Source organism: Gardnerella pickettii (assembly GCF_029226345.1).
Taxonomy (GTDB): domain Bacteria; phylum Actinomycetota; class Actinomycetes; order Actinomycetales; family Bifidobacteriaceae; genus Bifidobacterium; species Bifidobacterium piotii.
The window spans coordinates 696,649-716,922 of sequence record NZ_JAKNCU010000001.1; the positions used below are offsets into that span (position 1 = coordinate 696,649).

The window sequence follows — 20,274 nt, forward strand, 5'->3', positions numbered from 1 at the left end:
GAAGTTGGATTATACAACTACCCGATACGCCCTCATATACTGTACTTTATTTTAGCAAGACTCAAGTCATTGCGTAAACTACTTCAAAAATTCGTCCGTAGTTAATTCTTTTGCTTGAGGAGTTTTATATGTTACTTTGCCTTTAGAATCCGTATACGCACCTTCCTTACTTAGGAAGTCGAAGTATTCTTGAGCACCCTTAACATCATTTGTGCCAAACACAAACTTGCCGCTTTTTATGTCTGCACGATTACCCCAATATTGCCCGTCAACAATCATCTTCATGCTTCGCTTAACGAATTTCACATCAAGATTAGCTTCAGGAGCTTCTTTTACTAAAATGTTCGCAGCTTCATCTGGATGATTGTAAGCGTATTCATAACCGCGCTTAACGGCTTTAACAAAAGCGCGAACAAGCTTCGGATTGCGCTTAACTGTGTTTGCGTTAGTAATAACACCAATCGTATCTGGCTGACCAGGAACTCCATAATCCGCTGTCTTAAAGCAACGCAACTTTGGACCATACATTTCCGCCTGCACACCTTCCCAAGTACCATAAAAACCACCAAAATCAGCTTTTCCGGATTCAAGCGTACGGAACGTAGAAGTACCAACAGTAACCTTATCGAACTTACCTTTGCCACCATCGTGCTGAATCATTCTACGAATCACAGCATCACCTTCTGCAGATCCAAAGGTTGCAAAAGTTTTACCATCAAAGTCTTTAGGAGAATGAATTTTAGTATTTTTATAAAGAGAGCACCAAATTGCGCTAGGCTTTTGCTGAACTTGCAAAACTTCCTTCAATTTAGTGCCTTTTGTACTGAAATCTGCAAGACTAGTAATATTACTTAAAGCAAAATCCGCAGCACCCGAGTCAACAGCATGCTCGGCACCAGTTTGAGACACAGCCAAAATATTCACGTGTAAACCAGCTTGCTTAAACCATCCCATGTGCTTTGCCACGTATATGCCAATATGATTAGTATCAGGTATCCACGAAAGCATAAACGAAACGTTTTGAAGACCAGATTTACTATTCTGCTTACTATTGTTTGGTCCGCACGCGCACAAAGACAGAATACAGCATGAGCTTATAAAAACTGCTATTGCACGCATAATATTTTTATTAAATTTCAAACAAAAAGATCGCACATTACGCCATAATTCGCATATCATGAATTCCCTAGCTTTCTTATAAATAACCGCTTTCTGGGAATGTGACACGAACTTGGCAGAAAACGGTATCAAGGGCCTAGCCCGCGCCGTTCAATGCCCCCAAAAATTAGAACTTTTGGTTTGCCACGCATTGACTCACGAAACGACTAAATTATGCACTAATCGAAAGACAAATACGCATAAAATACACGCTTGCTAACTACATACTATCTATATGATATTTTCATACAAGAAAGTTTGTAAAATTTTACGTTGTTTGATTGGGGCAGCAGTCAAGCAGCTACAACAAGCATTATGGCTTGTATATTGAAAGGAACGATATTCCATGACGCGCGCGCGCTGGAAAACACTACTGCACAATTATCTGCCAACAATAATTTCTACTATTACATTACTAATTTTTTGGCAGCTTTCTTGCGAATTCTATAAAATTCCAGAAAATTCTATTCCAACTCCTACAAATATTGCTAAAGCAACTTGTGATGTATGGCCACAATTATGGCCTGCAACCCTTGCAACTATTGAAGAGACAATTGTTGGTTTTAGTCTTGCCATTGTGTGCGGCATTTTACTGGGCGTACTTTTTCACGTATGCAAGCTGGTTCACGCAGCTTTGTTCCCCCTTCTTTGTGCTGCACAAACGTTACCACTTATTTCGATTGCCCCGCTATTTCTTATATGGTTCGGTTTCGAAATGTCTGGAAAAATTGTTATCGTAGCTATTTTTAGCATGTTCCCTATTGCTGTTCAAACAATTAGAGGTCTTGATGCAGTTCCAAGTTTTTATAGCGATGTAGCTCTAACATGCGGGGCGGGACGAGTTTGGACGCTTTGGCACGTAAAATTAAGGATTGCAGCTCGACAAATTTTTGGTGGAATTCGCATTAGCACAGCCTACGTTTTTGGCGCAGCTACCACTGCAGAATATCTTGGCGCTCGTCAAGGATTAGGTATTTGGCTGCAAGCTGCATATAATTCTTTCCGCACTCCGCTTATTTTTTCTGCAACATTCGTAATTATTGCGTTTACAGCAATATTGATGGGCGTAGTTAATATAAGCGAGCGATTATTGCTCGGTCCTGTAGAAGACGACGAAGACCCAGATAATCAAATGTAAAAACGCATAAAGCCAACACATAAAATAATGCCGAACATAATCTAAACTATGCTCGGCATTATTTTTTATTAGTCTAAAGCTGCTTTAGGCGCTTATTTGACTTTTGCTTTTACTTTCCAGAGTCTTCTTTAATAGCATCGTTAATCGCATCGCTTAGCTCTTTTTGAGCTTTGCCATACGCTTGCCAATCTCCAGATTTCATTGCAGCATCCGAATCCTTTAGCGCTTGAGCTGCTCGCTTAAGAGCCATTTTTGCTTTTGCACTAAAATCAGCGCCTACCTTAGCATTAGCATTTTTATTGCCATTTTCGCTATTCTTAGTCGAATCTTTTTGCTTAGGATTAGAAGCAATATTGTTTACGCCAGAATTATTGGAAGCATCGCCAGCGTTTGCGCCAGAGTTTCCTCCAAATACTTGGTTTAATGCTTCATCCAAAGTGTCTGCAAATCCAACTTGATCTCCAAAAGCAACCAATACTTTCTTAAGCAATGGGTAGCTAGTAGATCCGCTAGATTGTACGTAAACAGGCTCTACGTAAACCAATCCACCGCCAAGTGGCAATGTAAGTAAGTTTCCTCGCTTAACTTTAGTTGATCCAGATTCAAGCAAATTCAACTCTTTAGAAACATTTGCATTAGCATTAAAGTTGTTTTGAGCTTGACCAGGTCCTGGAACATTGGAAACTTTAGGTAACTCTTGAAGTCTTAGTTGGCCATAATTTTCGCTTACTTTTCCAGCAACATTTCCAGCATCTGAATTTACAGACAAGAATCCAGTTAGGATCTCTCGAGTAGATCTTCCAGCAGGAATGTATGTAGAAACAAGCGAAAATACTGGCTTGTTTGCTCCTCTAGTTTGCAAAGTCAAATAATATGGAGGTTGCAAAATGTCTTCTCGCTGAAGACTTTGAGATTCTGTAGGATCTACTGGAGTCTGCCAGAAGTCTTCTCCCGAGAAGAACTGGCTTGCACTATCAACATGATATTTTGCAAGTAAATGTCTTTGAACTTTGAACAAGCTTTCTGGGTATCTAATATGACTCATCAAATCGCCAGAAATCTTAGAAATATCGTGATAATGCCCTGGGAATATTGATCTCCAAGCTTTAATCACAGGGTCCTTTTTATCCCACACATACAAGTCAACAGAACCGTCGTACGCATCAACAGTAGCTTTAACTGAATTGCGAATATAGTTTGCTCGCTGATTAGTCAAGCCTTTAATCGAACGAGATGTTGTTGTTGTAGAATCTTGAGTCACCTGCCCAAAATCAGTCATTTGCGAATATGGGTAAGAGTCTGACGTTGTGTATCCGTCAACAATCCACTTAACTCGTCCATCAACAACCGCTGGATAAACGCGCCCATCTAAAGTCAAGTATGGAGCGACTTTAGAAACGCGAGTCTTAGGGTCGCGATCATACAAAATCTGAGAATTTGCAGTAACTCTATCCGAGAATAAGATTTGATCTGACTCAAAACGAATAGCGTGTAACAACTTAGAGAAGAAGTTTCCTACACTTGGTCCACCATTCCCCTTAAACGTTGTTAAAGCACCATTTGAACCAGTTGGATAATCAAATTCCCAAGGAGCAGCGCCTTTTGGAGAACCAACAATAGAATACTTTGGAGCGTTTGGAGAGAAGTAGATACGCGGCTCATACTTCTTTAACTTTGTAAGCTTTCCTTGAGTTGGAATTCCATACTCCATAAATTGCGGCTGACCATCTGCAGTAACCTTGTTTCCATATGCTGCAACAACGCCATATCCGTGCGTATAAACAGTGTGGTCATTAACCCAATTTCGATTATCGTTTCCAGCTAAATCAAGCTCTCTTGCAGCAATAACCGTGTCTTGGCTCACGCCATCAATGTCGTACTTATCTACAGAAAGAGTATCTGCAAAAGTATAGTATTGCTTAGATTGCTGCAATTGGCGGAATGTTGGAGAAGTAACTTGAGGGTCTAAAAGCCTGATTTGTGCAGTAGACTCTGCTTCTTTTGCAAGCGCTCCAGACTTTCCTTCCGAAGTAGCGTTATACGATTCTTTTTTAACATTATTTAAGCCATACGCAAACTTAGTTGCATCGATATTTCGTTGAATATATGCAGCTTCTAATTCTTGAGCATTAGGCGCTACCTTAAAACGTTGCAAAAGAGCAGGCCAAGCAAAAGACAACACCATAGCACACACAACTAAAGACGCAACAGCTACAGCAGGCGTGCGCCAAGCCTTAACAGCTACAACAAATCGAGTGCCAATTTTTACATTTCCATTAAGAGCGTGAGACTTTAGCAACCACGCTGTTATAACAATTCCAACAATTAGTGTTATTACAGCCATTGCAATGCTGGAAGGAACACCAGCATTCATATCTGTGTAAGATCCGCCAGTAATCTTAGAACCATCCAAATTTACAATCGCAAACACATCTAATATTTGCAAAACGGACCAGAAAATAATAACGAGCATAAACCATGCAGAAATTTGACGCCTTGCGCTTTTAGTTATGCTAAAAATGCCCTTTCCATCTACAGGAAGCGTAATTCTTACAGCTCCCATCAAAGCGTTTGTTATAACGCTAAATAGCAAAGAAACAGCAAGAAGAACAATAAACGCTCTTGTAAAAAGTCGCAAGCCTGGCAAAGCAAACACATAAAAACCGTTATCAAATCCAAATTGCGGATCTTTAATACCAAATGATTGGTAGTTAAACATAAGCAAAATTTGCACCCAATGATTGTAGAATTGCATTCCAAACACAGCGCCTACAATCAAAGACACAACTCCTGCAACATGCATTGCAAGCTTAGAGCTTATTCCCTTTTTAGTGTCTAAAATATTGCCTTTTTCTTTAACATATACGCCATCTTCGCTTCCAGGGCGTTTTTTAATCGCAATATATGCAGACAAATACCCAAATGCAGCCATAAGCAGAGCGTACAAAGCCCAAACGCCGATTTTAGCGGCTAGTTGAATCCAAATTACGCTCTCGAATCCAAGCTGCGCATACCACATGCAATCTGTAATAAAAGTAGAAAAACCAAAAATAATTGAGCATATAAACGCTATTGCGACTACTATTGCAACAATAATCCAACGCCATTTTCTTGATTTTCCAACAAACTTATTTACATCAAAATCTATTCTCATATAGCGATTATTCTCCTTACTGTTTGAGCTTGTATTATCGCTTTTATTGCTTTCACTATTATCGCTAATATTGCTAGTATTGCTTTCGCGATTTTCACTATTCTCACTATCTTCACTAGTATTGCTATTTTTGTGTAAATCGCCTTCGTTTTCTAGTTTTTTCTTAGCTTCTAATATGTCACTAAAGAGGTCACCTAGGTCATCATCGTCACTATAATAGTCTGCCAAATCTTTTATTTTTTTTGCAAACTTTGAAGAAGTCTTATCTTTGTTTTTACTATTAGACTCATCTTTAGACTCATCTTTAGTAACAACATTTGCATTGCTATTATCTTCATCAATGCTTTCTATAACTACATCTTGATCGCTGGAATCATCCGTAGAAGTATCGGCAGAAGTATCGGCAAAATCATTATTTTGATTGCTCTTTTTCTTTCCATCGCTTGTATAATCGGCACGCTTATGCACTTTAGTGTTTTTAGGTTTTTTAGCCATATAAGCGCCAAAAGCAGCCCATGCAACGCCAATGAGTATTTCTATAATGACTTTCAACATAAGATTAATAATACTATACTAATTATTCCCAATCTACTTGTTGTGCTTGTTGTGTTTGTTGTGTAATCAAAAATAATTATAAAAAAGCGCGCTCGCAAAAGTAGCGAACGCGCCTAATTTGATTAAATTAAATCATATTAAAGCATTTAAGCTAAGCAACATCTGGATCGTCTTTAGCGATTGTTCCAGTAAGCTTTCCAATAGCTTTCATAATGTGGTACACAACCAACACAACAACTGTGCCGATTGCAATACCGTTGAACTGAATTCCAGAAACAGCAAATTGGAAGTTAGCAATGCCAATAATCATAACGATTGCAGCAATCATAATGTTAACTGGCTTATCGAAGTTCACTTTGTTCTCTACCCAAATGCGCACGCCAATCATGCCAATCATGCCGTAAAGCAAAGTGGTTACACCGCCCAAAACGCCTGCTGGAATGGAGTTTACAATTGCACCAAACTTTGGGCAAAGGCTTAATACGAATGCAAAGAATGCAGCGCACCAATAAGCAGCCGTAGAATACACTTTTGTTGCAGCCATAACGCCAATGTTTTCGCCATAAGTTGTAGTACCGCAACCACCAAAGCAGCCAGCGATTGCAGTTCCTAAGCCGTCTGCAAACAAAGCTGTACCAATCTTGGAATCGTAGTCACGGCCAGTCATTTGAGCTACAGACTTAACGTGACCAACGTTTTCTGCAATAAGAACCAGCACAACTGGCAAGAACATAAGCAAAACAGAGAAGTCAACTTGCGGAGTGTGGAACTTAGGGAAGCCAATCCAAGCTGCTTGCTCAATCTTACTAAAGTCAACTTGACCCTGGAAGCATGCATACGCGTAGCCAACAAGAACACCAAGCAAAATGTTCAATCGTCCAAGAAGACCGCGGAAAATTACTGCAATAAGCATAACTGCAACCAAAGTTACCAAAGCAGTGTCTGGAGCCTTTTGGAAGTTACCCCAAACAGCCGGTCCCAAGTTAAAGCCAATGATTGCAACAATTGCACCGTTAACAACAGGAGGCATAATAATGTCAATCCACTTTGCTCCTGCAAAATGCACAAGCACACCGATTAGCGCAAGAAGAATACCCGTGCACATAATGCCAAAGCTTGCTACAGCAATGCCCTTATGTGCTGCAGTTACAGCCATAACAGGTGCTATAAGACCAAAAGAGCTTCCTAAATAACTAGGAAGCTTATTTGCGTTAATAAGTAAGAACAGTGCCGTGGAAAGAGCCGTGAACATTAAAGTAGTAGACGGATCAAAGCCTGTAAGAATTGGCACTAAGAATGTTGCGCCAAACATAGCAATAACATGCTGAGCGCCAATACCAGCAGTACGAATCCAAGTTAAACGCTCATCTGGCTCTACTACTTCTCCTGGCTTCAAAGTTTTTCCGTCTCCATGAAGCTGCCATGTAAACAACGATTTCATCGTTTTCTCCTTGCATAAAACAAGTTTATATATACGTTTGTGATTGAAAAACAACCACCAAAACAAGCGCCAGCTTAAAAAAAAAACAAGCACTACTTGTGCGCAGGTTTGGCAGATTTTGCAGAGGCTATACCAACCGCCGCCCCCTAGCCAAGTGGTCATTCTAATGTACTAATCACAAAGTGTCGAGACAATTTGAAAAATAATAAATTTATAAATTTGTTTTGTTGAAATATCAAGGAAAATCGGTGTGTCGAAAACGCATCAAACACCACTAATTATTACTCATAAAAGTTTATAAACATAAACTTTTGCTTATGTATTAGATTCGCTTATTACAATCTTAATTTTGCAAAACATTTTGAATGTAATCTTTTAACACAATTGCATGATTTATACGCGGATCTTTCGCTCCATATAAAAACGTTACTTTTTTACTTTTTCTACATATATCTACGATTTGGTTTACACAATCTTGATTCTCGTCTAGCTCCTCAATATAACGATTAGAAAATTCTTTAAATCGCTCAGGCTTATGGCTAAACCATTTTCGCAAATCACTTGATGGAGCAATATCTTTACGCCACAAATCAAGATTTGCTTTTTCTTTACTTATTCCTCTAGGCCACAATCTATCTACTAATACTCGCAAGCCATCATGTTCATCAGATGATTCATAAATGCGTTTAATTTGAATATTAATATTGCACATAATTACCTCTTTAACTACATATAATGATTACACAATTATGATTTTTTTCAACAAGATTTAATTAATCACAATGTAAATGGAACTAATACAAAACTACGATAGATTTTTATCGAATATGTTTTATTATGTGATTTTTATATAGGCGTGTCGCTTGCCATTACAACAAAATGCTAGAAAATGTGTAAATATTTTTGATTTTTTGTTCGTTTTTGTCCGATTATGAGAGAATAATTGGCTAAATGGTTAATTTCTTTGATACATGGAAAAAGAAAATCTGCACAACAAACATGGCTCTTATAGCTGTGCTTACACTTCTAGCTTCCTTAATCGGCAGCTGGCTCAAGCAGTTCCCAGGCCTAAGCCTTTTGGGAGCTCTTATTATTGCGTTGCTTATTGGTATGGCTCTGCAGCTGCCTTTGCACGTATACAAGTTGAACAATGATTCTAGACGAGCAGGCGTTAAAGCATCTGCTGGCCTAATCGCAAATAAGCTACTTCGACTTGGCATTATTTTGCTTGGCTTTAAGCTAAATTTGCACGTTCTATTTACTCAAGGATTAAAGTGCTTGCCAATCGCAGCCGTACTCGTTGCTGTTATGGTTTGCGTTACATACAATATTGCAAAACTTCTTAAAGTTAGCCCTCAACTTGCAATGCTAACTGCAGGAGGCACAAGCATTTGCGGAGCTGCAGCTGTTATGGGACTTTCGGGATCTATGCCAGTTCTTCCACAAGAAGAGGACGAAAAAGAACAAAACGAAGTTATGGCTGTTGCAACAGTTGCAATAATGGGCACAATCTACGCTTTGGCAGAAATCTTTATTCTTCCTCACTTTGGAATGACTAAGCAGCAACTTGGAATTGCTGCTGGAGCGTCCCTTCACGAAATCGCACACGCTGTTGCAGCGGGCGGAGCTTTTGGAAGCATTGATATTGCAACAATCATGAAGCTTACTCGAGTTCTTATGCTTGTTCCTACATCAATCTTTATTGCAATTTGGTGGAATGCTCGCCACAGCCAAGTAGAAGATAACGGAAAGCGCAAAATCAACTTCCCATGGTTTATGCTTGGATTTATTGCAGCATCCGTTATTGGTACGTATGTGCCTTTTGTCTCATCTTACGCATCCCTCCTTGTTGACGCAGGATACGTCTTCCTTGGAATGGCTATGGCTGCTCTTGGAATCAACGTAAACTTTAGAGTTATATTTAAGCAAGGAAAAGCAGCATTCTTAGCAAGCTTCCTGGCATCTATAGTTCTAACAGCATTGGCTTGCGCAGCTAGCGTTTTGTTCTTCTAATAAACAAACATAGATAAAACAAACGCAGTTAAAGCAAACGCAATTAAAGCGCAAACAAAAAAATCAGGGGATTGAATTTTGAAATCTCCTGATTTTTTATATTTCTTACTTGCGTAAATGCTTCACATAACTCTAAAACAGATTATTCAATATGTACTGCTGTTCCGTCTGGAATATTCGTATAGAACCAATTAGCATCTGGAACACTTAATCGCACACATCCGTGCGATGCAGGGACCCCAAGTTTTTGCGCTTCTTCTACAATATAATCGCCAAAATTAGCGCGAGTTGGAACAGAGTGGAACAAATACGTTGTTCCTATAAAACCAACCCAATAGTCTCCACCCATTCCTTCGATTCTATTGTAAAAGTGGTATCCCCTACGGCCTATTCTAAAATCGCCTTTAGGTGTGGAGTTATTCATTCCAGAACTAACAATCATTGTATAAACAAGATTATTATTCGCATAAATATAAACACGTTGTTTTTTAAGGTCTACATTTACTTGCAAATGATTTGCATCTATCCCAGAAAGATTTGGATATTGACCACCTGTAGAAATCTTCCATAAGTTAGAAAAATCAATTGCATTCGCATTTTGATTTTGCACATTAGAGCTATCTTTAGACTCATCTTTAGACTTATCATTATGCTCTAATGGCGTCTTTTTTGCTTTCGACTTTGCGCCAAAATTATCGCCTTTTTTACTTTTTACATTACTCAAAGCGGAATCAAGATTATGCGACTTAAAATATTGTGCTTTAAGATTTACAAAAATACGCTTATTAGCTTCTTGAACAACATGCGATACTTGGAATCCAACAAAACTAGAGAAGACCAAAACAATTAGAAAAGCGAGCGCACGCTTGTAGAAAATTTTGCGATTTTTTGGAGATTTTAAGCTAATAACATATTTCACAAATCGCGAAATAAGCGACTTTAACATGCTTTTTAAAGCATAAAATATATTCATACAATCTCCATAAGTAAACAAAATAAAAGGCGCCACTTCGATACTACACTATAGTGCCTAAGCAGCGCCAAATTACACGTTATTTGATTATTTATATGATTATTGTCTAACTAATCACACATTAAACTTAAATTCAACAATATCTCCGTCTTGCATAACATAATCGCGGCCTTCAAGACGAAGCTTTCCTTCTTCCTTGATTTTTGCCATAGAGCCTTGAGCTTCAACAAAATCATTGTAAGAAACAACTTCTGCTTTAATAAATCCACGCTCAAAATCTGTGTGAATAACGCCTGCAGCTTGCGGAGCAGTCCAGCCTTTATGAATTTGCCATGCGTGAACTTCTTTAACGCCAGCAGTCAAATAGGTTTGAAGCCCTAGAATATCAAAGCCAACACGCGCAAGCTGATCCAATCCAGATTCTTGCAATCCAGCATCTGCAAGCATCTCTCTAGCATCTTCTTCATCAAGCTCAGTAAGCTCCGACTCAAATTGCGCGTTAAGGAAAATCGCCTTTGCAGGAGCTACAGATGCCGCTAGCTTAGACTTCAAAGAATCATCCGAAAGCTCTGAATCGTCAACGTTAAACACGTAAATAAAAGGCTTAGCGGTAAGCAAGTGCAAATCGTAAACGTCGTCTTTATTAATCAACTTCTCATTATGAGCCTGATCAATCGTCTTTCCAGATTCAAGAATCTCTTTAGCTTTGTTCACTGCGCCAACGTATTCTTGAGTAACTTTTTTGCCGCGTAAATCTTTTTCTAACTTTGGCAAAGCATTCTCGATTGTTTGCAAATCCGCAAGAATAAGTTCCGTGTTGATTGTGTCAATATCGTCTGCAGGATCTACCTTGCCATTAACGTGCACAATGTCATCATCGTTAAATGCGCGAACGACTTCGCAAATGGCATCCGCCTCGCGAATATTAGCAAGGAACTTGTTTCCCAAGCCTTCGCCTTCGCTTGCACCCTTAACGATTCCTGCAATATCAACAAATGTAACGGTTGCTGGAACGATTTTCTCGGTTTTAACAAGCTTTGCTAAAACAGGCAAACGTTTGTCTGGCAAAGGCACAATACCAGTATTTGGCTCGATTGTTGCAAATGGATAATTTTCCGCTAAAACGTTGTTTCGTGTTAGCGCATTAAACATAGTTGATTTACCAACGTTAGGCAAACCTACGATTCCAATTGTTAAAGACATATTACCTACTTTAGACCAGCTAGCGGAAGTGACTACACTACTATACTCGTACTGTTTTATTTTTGTTGAATTGCGTCAACAGCGCTAATAACATCTCCCCTAAAACCACACGATTCTAGCTTTGCAACACCTCGAATCGTAGTTCCACCAGGAGAGCATACTGCGTCCTTCATAGCCCCTGGGTGAACGCGAGTATCCATATACAACGCGCCTACTCCCTCAATCATCTTTGCAGCCAAGCGATATGCACAATCTCTCTTTAGACCATACTTTACGCCAGCATCTGCTAAAGCTTCCATGTACATAGCAGTAAAAGCTGGAGCGCAACTAGAAACACACATTGCAATATTCATGTGCTCGCTATCTACTCGCTCGACTAAAGAAATAGGATTAAAAATAGCGTTAAAAGCTTCTAGTTGACTATCTGTTAGCGTATTTTCACTTTCTGCTAGAGTGACTCCTTGGCAAACTGCGATTGGCGTATTTGGAATAATGCATTGCACGTTAGCATCTTTGCCAAGTAGATTCTGGTAACGCTTAAGAGTCCAGCCTGCTGCAACGGAAATAATTGCGATTTTTCTTTCTACAATAGTTTTTGCAATAGGATGCAAAACTTCTTCAATCTGATTTGGTTTTACAGCCAAAATTAAAACATTGCTAGAATCGCAAACTTCCTGCACGCTTTTTAACGCTTTTACTCCAAATTTGCTTGCATTATTAACAAGTTTTTCAAAGTGTGCCGCGCTTGCAACCATATCTTTGCCTTGCAAAACATTAGCGCGAATCAAGCCTTGCGCAATCGCTTGAGCCATGTTTCCAAAGCCAATAAATCCAACGGTTCCAATTGAGTTAGAACTCATTAACAAATCCCCTTAATAAATAAACACTAAAACGAACACTAAATAAACACTAACTTTTTATTAAGTATCTAATCATTTGTATATATAACTTGTATATCTAATCATTTGTTAGGTACTTTAATCAAAAGTTACTTATCACTTATATCACTTATATATAGACTCTAAATCTCCACGATTCCTTGCTTCTTCCAACAAATGACGGAACACAAAGTCGCCATGAACTCCATCGTGCTCAAACTCGTTAGTTGTCCAATAATGAGAGTTAGAAATATGAGACAAAGTGTCTAGCTGAAGACCAGAATCAACATACAAGTCGTCGAAGTAAACCGCTGCTTGCAAAGGAACTTCGTTATTTGCAAGCTGATCTAAATCGTAAATCTTGCCAAATTGCATATCGTTCATCATGCAGTCAACTGCTGGCAAGAATGGTTGCAAAGCTTTTTCTTGATCAAACATCCAAGGAAACATAGCTTCGCCCGTAAAAAGAAGAGGGCGCGCGCTACCAGAAAACTCTGGCATTGTTTCCCTAACCTGCTGAGCTGCCCACAAAATCGGGTGCTCTAATTCACCATCAGCATAAATAAATTCTTGCAGCGGCCAATATAGCGGACTAGAAGATGTTGCATCCATAACACCATAAAGAAACTCATCACTTAAATAGCCATCTGCTGTTCCACCACCATGCTTAAACGCCTTAAGAGAGCCATCTCCATCCGAAAAAGCGGAGTCAATCAGCCAATGAACCCTTTCAAAGCTTGGCTTCATGCCAAAAGACGAACCAAGAGTCTGGAATCGCTCAACCGTTAACTTTTCGCCATTAGGTAAGAAAACATCTCCTTGAGAAATCCTATCTGCAATAGCTGCAGCGCGCGCAACATCTTGCGGATAACGCTCGTAGAATTGCTCAGTTTTTCTAGCCATACGTGGGAATGTGTGCTCGTAAACTTCACGCGCACTAGCTGGAACATGAGGAATACCGCCCGTTGTAAAGCTTGCAAGTAAGCCCTGTGGGAAAAGAGACAAATACGTAAGCGTTAAGAATCCACCATAACTTTGACCCAAAGAAACCCACGGCTTTGCATTGAATTCAGTTAAGCGCAAATGCTCAAAATCGCGAATAATGGAATCTGCTAAGAATCGCTTTAAGTACCATGCTTGCCTCTCTACACTCACGCCGTCGTCTGCCATGCGCTTAATCGTAGAAGCATCTACCCTAGAAGAGCGCCCAACACCACGCTGGTCTGGAAGAACAACACGAAAATGCTTAATTGCCTCTTGAATCCAACCATCGCTAGACGGCGAAAGCGGACGAGGGCACTGGCCGCCTGGACCTCCTTGCAAAAACACTAGCAAAGGCAAATCGTCATGCACATGTTCTGGAGCGCAAATAACTCTGCAAAATAGGCGAATCGTCTCCCCTTTAATAGAATCGCCTGGAGTATTTTGCTCCCAGTCTAAAGGAACATCGATTGCGCGCTCTTCTACATACAATCCTGGTACGTAATACTTTGTTAGCAGTGCCATTGTAAACATTCCTTTCTGCACTCGCATGCAACATTGCAACAACAAATCACATACGCAAACTCGCACTCTTATATAAATCATACTAAAGTTCGATTGTTCTATAAAGTGCCGTGTACTAGCCTAGTAGGTATGAAAATATCTCACACGTTTAACAAAGCCATACAACGCTTACGCACTGAGCTTACGCTAAACGATATATTGTGGGGCATTATTCCACTTATTCTTTTTACACTTTCAAACAATCGGTATACTATTATAAGCAATGTTGACGGATTCTTGACGCAAAGTTCGCTAATTACAACCTTGCTTATAAATATTGTTGTTGCATCATTACTTTCAGTACGAAGAATATGGCCCGAACACACAGCTGTTATTTTTATTGTTGCATGCATTTTGCAAGTAATATTTGGCCCTACTCAACTTCTTGCTGATTTCTTTGGCTTTGTGCTACTTGTTAATGCTATTGCACGCGGAAATCCAGAGCATTCAAAAGCTTTTGTTATTGCAGCTTACGTAACAACTGTATTATCTTGCGCAGTAATATCGTGGAATATTGTAATGGGGCCAATATATGGCAACAATCATTCAAAAGCTAGTTATTCTTGCAGCGTAAAAAATATAAATAGTAGTAACATAAAAAATTGCGTTTCAATTATACTTGATTTTGCAATTCCTACTATAATTTTTGCGATTATTATTACTACAATTACGGTTATTATTGGCTACTGGCAGCGCACTCACGTGCACACTATTCAACTTTTACAAGAGAACAATAACGCTATTCGCGCGTACCGAAAAAAAGCTCAGCATATTGCTGTTACTGCAGAGCGCGCTAGAATCGCTAGGGATATGCACGATATTGTTGCTCACACGCTTTCTATTATTATTGTTCAAGCAGACGGTGGTCGCTATGCAGCAACACAAGATATTTCTCTTGCTAAAAAAACAATGCATATTATTAAAAACGAATCAGAGCGCGCCGTTCACGACATGCGTCGACTGCTAGAAGCTTTAACAGACGCTCCATCCGCTCAATTGGATTTCAATCACATACCTTCGCTTATTGAGCAAGCAAAAATCGCATCTCCTAAAAATATTTTTTGGCACACTGTTGATGGCATAAATTCTTCTAATAAACTCAACAAAGATGCACAAACCGTTGCATACCGCGTTGTTCAGGAGTCTCTTACTAATATTCGAAAGCACGCAGGAAATGGCATCAAAATAGACATTCACGAAGAATGGAACGAACAAGGATTAACACTAAAAATCACAAACGAAGTACACAAGCTTGAAGTTAACCAAACGCAAAATAGCAATGCGCAACATAAAAATGGTTATGGTTTGATTGGCATGAAAGAACGCATTGAAAATCTTCATGGAACACTTGATTATGGAATACAAAACGATGGAACATTTAGTATTGCTGCTTTTATTCCATACTCTTACAGCACAGACCAATCAAACACTACTGCTTCTGTATTAAACAGTATTCCTAACGCTACTTATAAAAACGCAAAAGCTAATAATCCATTATCAGTGCAAGAAAAACCAGCAAATACAAGCGATAAAACCTCATACGAGGTTTTGCCAGAAGCAAATAATTCACAAAATAGGATTGAAAAAGTATCACAATGGTTTGAACAACATTGGATTATTGGAGATGTTATTTATGCATCGCCTTGGACTGTTCTAATGCTTTTTATACCAACTTACGATTTTATTGTTGGAAATGTAATGCATTCACAATATTCCAGCTCACTTTTAGTACAAATACTTTATATAGTATTTACTCTTACAACCATGGTGCCATTCATGTTTCGCAGAAAAGCTCCAACTATGTGCGCAATTATTGCAGCAGTATTTTCTGCAATACAGCTTATATGCTTACCTAATATTTTATTCGCTAATTTCTTTATACCAGCCATTGTTTATGCTGCTGTGCTCTATGGTAAAAAGCACGCATGGCAGTGGGTTAGTGCTGTAGTACTCGCCGAATCTGCTATTTTTGCTGTAAAAATTGGTGTTGCATCAAGAAATATTCCGCAAAATGAAACTCCAATACGATTTTTTACTTCTAATGCGTACACAACTAATTTTTATGACATTATGCAAATGGCGTCCGTAGGATTAATTTTTGGTTTTATAGTTGCGTTAATTTGTTTTATTGCCATTGCATTTGCTTATTACCGCAGAAACGATGACAATAATTTGCTGATTCTAAAAGCGCGCAGAACAGAATTAGAGCAAGAGCAAAAACAGCTAGAAGTACTTGCAGCAAATGCCGAAAGGCAGCGTATTAGTGCAAACATTCAGCAAAAAGTTGCAGTTACATTGCATAAAGTAATTGATGCTGCAAATAGTGGAATAGATATGCTAAATGAATACGAAAAATCAAATAGCAATGCAGAAAAGCTAAAGTCAACAAAACTAGAGCAAGAGACAAAGCAAGAACTAGAGCAGGAACAAATTGAAGCAATTAGTAAAGCTTTTAAAAACATTGGAGACGAAGGTCGCTCAGCACTTAGGTACATGCGAAAACTACTTGGAATTTTGCGAGAAACAGGTTCAAGTGTTAATTCATCAAATAATAGTGCAAATATAACTGAGATTGCGGTTCGCCCCGCTCCTTCGCTTGATGAACAAATTCAACACAAACTTGCCAACAAGCACGAATAAATTGATAGTATGGAAAACATGGAAAATATGGAAAACAATGGAGTAATTCGAGTCGCAATAGCAGACGATCAAGAGCTTGTGCGCGCAGGATTTGCTATGGTAATCAACTCGCAAAAAGATATGCAAGTTGTTGCGCAAGCAGCGAATGGAAATGAAATTGTAGAAGTTGCGTCAAAGGAAAATCCAGACGTTATTTTGATGGACGTGCGCATGCCTAACATGGACGGTTTGGAAGCTACGCGCAAAATCTTGCAAGAAGATGCTAATAGCAATACGCACATTATTATTTTAACAACTTTTGATTTAGACGAATACGTTATGGCTGCGATTCATACGGGCGCATCGGGATTTTTGCTTAAAGATACAGAGCCAGAAACATTGCTTAATTCAATACGAACTGTGTATCAAGGAAACGCAATTATTGCTCCAACTGCTACAAAGCGCTTAATTGAGTCAATGATCTCTAAGCCTAACGATGAAGAAAAATCAAAAGAAGAGATTGCGACTAAAAACGAGCAAAGCGCAAACACGTACGATTCTTGCTTAAATGATTTAACAGATCGCGAGCGCGAAGTTCTTGTAGAGATTGCTCACGGACTATCTAACCAAGAGATTGCTAATAAACTGTTTATTAGCTTGCCAACAGTTAAAACGCATGTTGCGCATATTTTGGGAAAAATCAATGCAAGAGACAGAGTCCAAGCTGTTGTGTTTGCTTACGAAAACAGTCTTGTTTAACTATTTTTATAAAAATAAAAAACAATGCGAATGTTCTTATAAACAATAAATCTTTTCTATAAAAATAATGCGGTTGCAAATTAATCAATTCTTAATTGAATGATTAAAATTGCAACCGCATTTTGTTTTGCGTTTCTAGCGATTAGTCCTCCGCGAGCGCAACTACTGGCGAAGACTTTACTGCTCTACGAGCTGGAAGCACGCTGGAAAGAAGCGCTGCAAGTAAAGCGATTAGAGCAAGAACCGCGTAAATAGTCCAATCAATTACAAACGGAACTTTGCCAATTGCGCTAAACACCATGTAGGATCCAATCCATCCAAACGCTGTTCCAACAATCAAGCCAGAAACAGTGCTTGTTAGGGAAATCAACGTTGCTTCCAACGCAAGAGATCTTCTAACCTGCCCTCTTGTCATGCCTATTGCGCGCAAAGTTGCAGATTCTTTGGTTCTCTCAATAACAGACAAGCTTAATGTGTTTGCAACGCCTATTAAAGCAATCACAACAGCTACTGCTATTAAGCCAACAAGCAACATCATCATTATGTCGATAGCACTCTCCCACTGCGCTCGTTGGAACACGCTTCCACCAGCCATAACCTCCGCATAGCTAGATGTAATATTCCTAATATTTTTAACAATATCTACAAGATTAGCTTTGCTAGAGTCTACCGAAATGAGCAAAATATGCGTTGTAGGCTTAAGGTAGTTATTGAAGTAAGATTTGCTAACAAAAGCAGTATTCCTTGAATATATATTAACATTTCTATACTTCTTAAACTGAACTTGCTTTACAGTAATGCTCTTATCGTTATTACTCGAGTCTGTATTCATTCCAGTAAATGGCGTAATACTATCTACACTATCTTCACTAGAACTGTACTTTTCTACATAAGCTTGCAAATCAAGGTTTCCTTTTTTAAGCTCAAAAGGCTCTCCACCTTCATTATTAAACTTAGGCAAAAGCACAGAATCCCTGTTTATATTAACGCCATCAAGATTTGTATGCATTACATTTCTAAGTTGATCTGTATTATCAACTCCAGCTGCCATAGCGTACTCAGTTTTACCCTTAGCATTCTTAAAAGTCATAGGAACTGCAGGAAGCAACTCAGTATGCTTTATTCCACTAATCTTTGAAATATCGGCAGCTAAAGATTCATCAACATTCTTGCCTTGAATAATAATGTCAACACTGTAACGGTCATCAACAACACCTTTAAGAGTTGCTTTACCGCAGATTGCGCCCGTTACTACTGTAGAAACAAGCGTTACGCCAATAAGCAAAGCTGTTCCAGTTGCTGCAACTCTTCTAGGATTTCTTTGCACGTTTGCATTAGCAACTTTAGATGCAGGCCCACAAAGTGCCATAATTGCTCCAGTGGCCTTCATAGCAAACGGCATCCAGAATGTTGCTGTAATAATAATGCCAATAAAAACAAGCGCACAGCCAAACATTGCTCCAAGCAAAGTCATCCAAGAGTCAGAACCAGCAGTGGGAGACTTCCCCGCAATCATGCTTGCTAAAGAAGTAGCACTTAAAGCCGTAAATAAAATACCTACAACAATAAACACAACGCCAAAAACAGAGCGAAGAATGCTTGCACGCTTATCTTTAATCAAATCCATTGGTCGTAGCGCTTCCATAGGCGTTACTTTTGTAGCAGATCGCGCAGCACTCATAGACGCAAGAACTGTTACAATCGTGCCAATTGCTATTGGCCACACAACCGCTGGAAGCGAGACAATCAAAGGAATCTTAGATAACGGTCCAGAATTAATATTCACGTTACTAATTGCGCCCATAAATCCTATTGCGCAAAGCACGCCAACAGCCGCAGAAATAACTCCAAGTATTGCCGCTTCAAGCAAAACTGCAGCATAAAGCTGATGAGATTGTGCACCAATTACGCGCAAAAGTGCAAGAGTGCGTCTGCGTTGAGCAACCAAAACTTGGAATGTGTTTGCTATAACAAGCGAAGAAATAAGCAACGCTAGAATACCAAAAGATAGCAAGAACATGGTTACAAAATTAGTGCCGTTAGACACATTTCGAACAGCTCTTACGCCAACTTCATGCCTAGACATAAGAGAGAATCTCGAAGGAAGCAAAGAGTTAATCTTAGGAGATAAATCGTTTATTTTAGATTCATCAATACTCATGTACACTTTGCTTTGCACAACTTCATTGTCAAAATTCTTAAGATTGTTGAGTTTTGCACAAAAATCATTCGTTACGCCACCAAGATATGTGCCGCGATTTGAAAATGGTATTTGAGAATGCTCTCCATCGTCTACAAGACCAACCACACGAACATCGTACGATTTTTCTTTATCTCCGCCAGTGTCATCTACTTTAACCAAAGTTATAGTATCGCCAATATTTGCATGTATTGATTTAGCAATACTTTTAATAAGAGTTATTTCACCTATTTTTTGCGGTTCTCTACCTTCTGTTGATTTATACACAGGAAGATTTCCATACAAACCATTAGACCAAGCAATACTCGTAACTGATTTATCACCTTTTTCCACTCTTACAAGAGCAGTCGCATCATCACTACGAATACCGTTGACACCAGTCATCTTCGATATTTCGTCTAAATGAAGGTCTTTATAATGAATCTCACTACTCGGAGAACTGTTAGGATTCCTAAATGAGATTGCATAATTTGCGCTACCGAATTCATCTGTTGCGTTGCGAACCATCAAGTCATCAACGCTGTTTGCAAAAAGCAAAGTAGCGCTCATAAACATGCTGCCTATAAGAATTGCAATTCCAGAGGCGATTAACATGCGCACGCTTTTACGCATAAGTTTTAGTGCGATTTTCCACATTC

13 protein-coding genes are annotated in these 20,274 nt (G+C 39.1%); 4 read left to right on the forward strand and 9 right to left on the reverse strand.

Going from position 1 to position 20,274, the window contains the following annotated elements; genetic code table 11:
- Positions 1-78: 78 nt before the first annotated feature.
- Positions 79-1,119 carry an ABC transporter substrate-binding protein gene (locus tag MAF46_RS02710; protein ID WP_414101656.1) on the reverse strand — a complete coding sequence of 347 codons (1,041 nt, stop codon included), beginning with the start codon at positions 1,117-1,119 and terminating at the stop codon, positions 79-81.
- Positions 1,120-1,504: 385 nt separating this feature from the next.
- Here MAF46_RS02710 and MAF46_RS02715 point away from each other — a divergent pair, with 385 nt between their 5' ends.
- Entirely contained in the window at positions 1,505-2,296 is a 792-nt protein-coding gene (locus MAF46_RS02715) for an ABC transporter permease (RefSeq protein ID WP_060785937.1), read from the forward strand.
- A gap of 109 nt (positions 2,297-2,405) precedes the next feature.
- Here MAF46_RS02715 and MAF46_RS02720 read toward each other — a convergent pair whose 3' ends face one another.
- The 3 genes from MAF46_RS02720 to MAF46_RS02730 all read right to left on the reverse strand — a co-directional run bounded on the left by MAF46_RS02720 (position 2,406) and on the right by MAF46_RS02730 (position 8,158).
- Positions 2,406-6,005, reverse strand: a complete 3,600-nt coding sequence (locus MAF46_RS02720; RefSeq protein ID WP_060785936.1) for a UPF0182 family membrane protein — start codon at positions 6,003-6,005, stop codon at positions 2,406-2,408.
- A gap of 151 nt (positions 6,006-6,156) precedes the next feature.
- A complete protein-coding gene (locus MAF46_RS02725) occupies positions 6,157-7,446 on the reverse strand; it encodes a uracil-xanthine permease family protein (protein WP_060785935.1) in 1,290 nt (429 codons plus the stop codon).
- A 343-nt stretch (positions 7,447-7,789) separates the two neighbouring features.
- Complete coding sequence (locus MAF46_RS02730; RefSeq protein WP_060785934.1) at positions 7,790-8,158, reverse strand: DUF488 domain-containing protein; 369 nt, start codon at positions 8,156-8,158, stop codon at positions 7,790-7,792.
- 239 nt (positions 8,159-8,397) lie between these two features.
- Here MAF46_RS02730 and MAF46_RS02735 point away from each other — a divergent pair, with 239 nt between their 5' ends.
- Complete coding sequence (locus tag MAF46_RS02735) at positions 8,398-9,459, forward strand: YeiH family protein (protein WP_004132819.1); 1,062 nt, start codon at positions 8,398-8,400, stop codon at positions 9,457-9,459.
- 142 nt (positions 9,460-9,601) lie between these two features.
- On the opposite strand, the gene MAF46_RS02740 is transcribed toward MAF46_RS02735, so the two are convergent.
- The 4 genes from MAF46_RS02740 to MAF46_RS02755 all read right to left on the reverse strand — a co-directional run bounded on the left by MAF46_RS02740 (position 9,602) and on the right by MAF46_RS02755 (position 14,019).
- Positions 9,602-10,432, reverse strand: coding sequence for a L,D-transpeptidase (locus MAF46_RS02740; RefSeq protein ID WP_004132821.1), 831 nt, complete (start codon positions 10,430-10,432; stop codon positions 9,602-9,604).
- A gap of 114 nt (positions 10,433-10,546) precedes the next feature.
- Positions 10,547-11,635, reverse strand: coding sequence for a redox-regulated ATPase YchF (gene ychF, locus MAF46_RS02745; RefSeq protein WP_004132823.1), 1,089 nt, complete (start codon positions 11,633-11,635; stop codon positions 10,547-10,549).
- Positions 11,636-11,691: 56 nt separating this feature from the next.
- On the reverse strand, positions 11,692-12,495 hold the full coding sequence (gene proC, locus MAF46_RS02750) for a pyrroline-5-carboxylate reductase (protein ID WP_004132825.1): 804 nt from the start codon (positions 12,493-12,495) through the stop codon (positions 11,692-11,694).
- A gap of 144 nt (positions 12,496-12,639) precedes the next feature.
- The gene (locus tag MAF46_RS02755) at positions 12,640-14,019 is read right to left on the reverse strand and encodes an alpha/beta fold hydrolase (protein WP_060785933.1); all 1,380 of its coding nucleotides are present in this window, start codon (positions 14,017-14,019) and stop codon (positions 12,640-12,642) included.
- A gap of 129 nt (positions 14,020-14,148) precedes the next feature.
- Between MAF46_RS02755 and MAF46_RS02760 the strand changes: the two genes are divergently transcribed.
- Together MAF46_RS02760 and MAF46_RS02765 are read left to right on the forward strand one after the other, a co-directional pair.
- On the forward strand, positions 14,149-16,698 hold the full coding sequence (locus MAF46_RS02760) for a DUF7134 domain-containing protein (protein WP_060785932.1): 2,550 nt from the start codon (positions 14,149-14,151) through the stop codon (positions 16,696-16,698).
- Between the two features lie 18 nt (positions 16,699-16,716).
- The gene (locus MAF46_RS02765; protein ID WP_060785931.1) at positions 16,717-17,436 is read left to right on the forward strand and encodes a response regulator; all 720 of its coding nucleotides are present in this window, start codon (positions 16,717-16,719) and stop codon (positions 17,434-17,436) included.
- Positions 17,437-17,578: 142 nt separating this feature from the next.
- Here the strand turns inward: MAF46_RS02765 and MAF46_RS02770 are convergent, their stop codons facing one another.
- A complete protein-coding gene (locus MAF46_RS02770; protein ID WP_060785930.1) occupies positions 17,579-20,272 on the reverse strand; it encodes an ABC transporter permease in 2,694 nt (897 codons plus the stop codon).
- Positions 20,273-20,274: the final 2 nt, after the last annotated feature.

Bases quoted from the DNA above. Each gene is read 5' to 3' on its own strand.
- MAF46_RS02720 (WP_060785936.1), bottom strand. From the start codon at position 6,005: ATGTTGAAAGTCATTATAGAAATACTCATTGGCGTTGCATGGGCTGCT.
- MAF46_RS02765 (WP_060785931.1), top strand. From the start codon at position 16,717: ATGGAAAATATGGAAAACAATGGAGTAATTCGAGTCGCAATAGCAGAC.
- proC (WP_004132825.1), bottom strand. From the start codon at position 12,495: ATGAGTTCTAACTCAATTGGAACCGTTGGATTTATTGGCTTTGGAAAC.
- MAF46_RS02725 (WP_060785935.1), bottom strand. From the start codon at position 7,446: ATGAAATCGTTGTTTACATGGCAGCTTCATGGAGACGGAAAAACTTTG.
- ychF (WP_004132823.1), bottom strand. From the start codon at position 11,635: ATGTCTTTAACAATTGGAATCGTAGGTTTGCCTAACGTTGGTAAATCA.
- MAF46_RS02735 (WP_004132819.1), top strand. From the start codon at position 8,398: ATGGTTAATTTCTTTGATACATGGAAAAAGAAAATCTGCACAACAAAC.
- MAF46_RS02710 (WP_414101656.1), bottom strand. From the start codon at position 1,119: ATGCGTGCAATAGCAGTTTTTATAAGCTCATGCTGTATTCTGTCTTTG.
- MAF46_RS02740 (WP_004132821.1), bottom strand. From the start codon at position 10,432: ATGAATATATTTTATGCTTTAAAAAGCATGTTAAAGTCGCTTATTTCG.
- MAF46_RS02770 (WP_060785930.1), bottom strand. From the start codon at position 20,272: ATGTGGAAAATCGCACTAAAACTTATGCGTAAAAGCGTGCGCATGTTA.
- MAF46_RS02760 (WP_060785932.1), top strand. From the start codon at position 14,149: ATGAAAATATCTCACACGTTTAACAAAGCCATACAACGCTTACGCACT.
- MAF46_RS02715 (WP_060785937.1), top strand. From the start codon at position 1,505: ATGACGCGCGCGCGCTGGAAAACACTACTGCACAATTATCTGCCAACA.
- MAF46_RS02730 (WP_060785934.1), bottom strand. From the start codon at position 8,158: ATGTGCAATATTAATATTCAAATTAAACGCATTTATGAATCATCTGAT.
- MAF46_RS02755 (WP_060785933.1), bottom strand. From the start codon at position 14,019: ATGGCACTGCTAACAAAGTATTACGTACCAGGATTGTATGTAGAAGAG.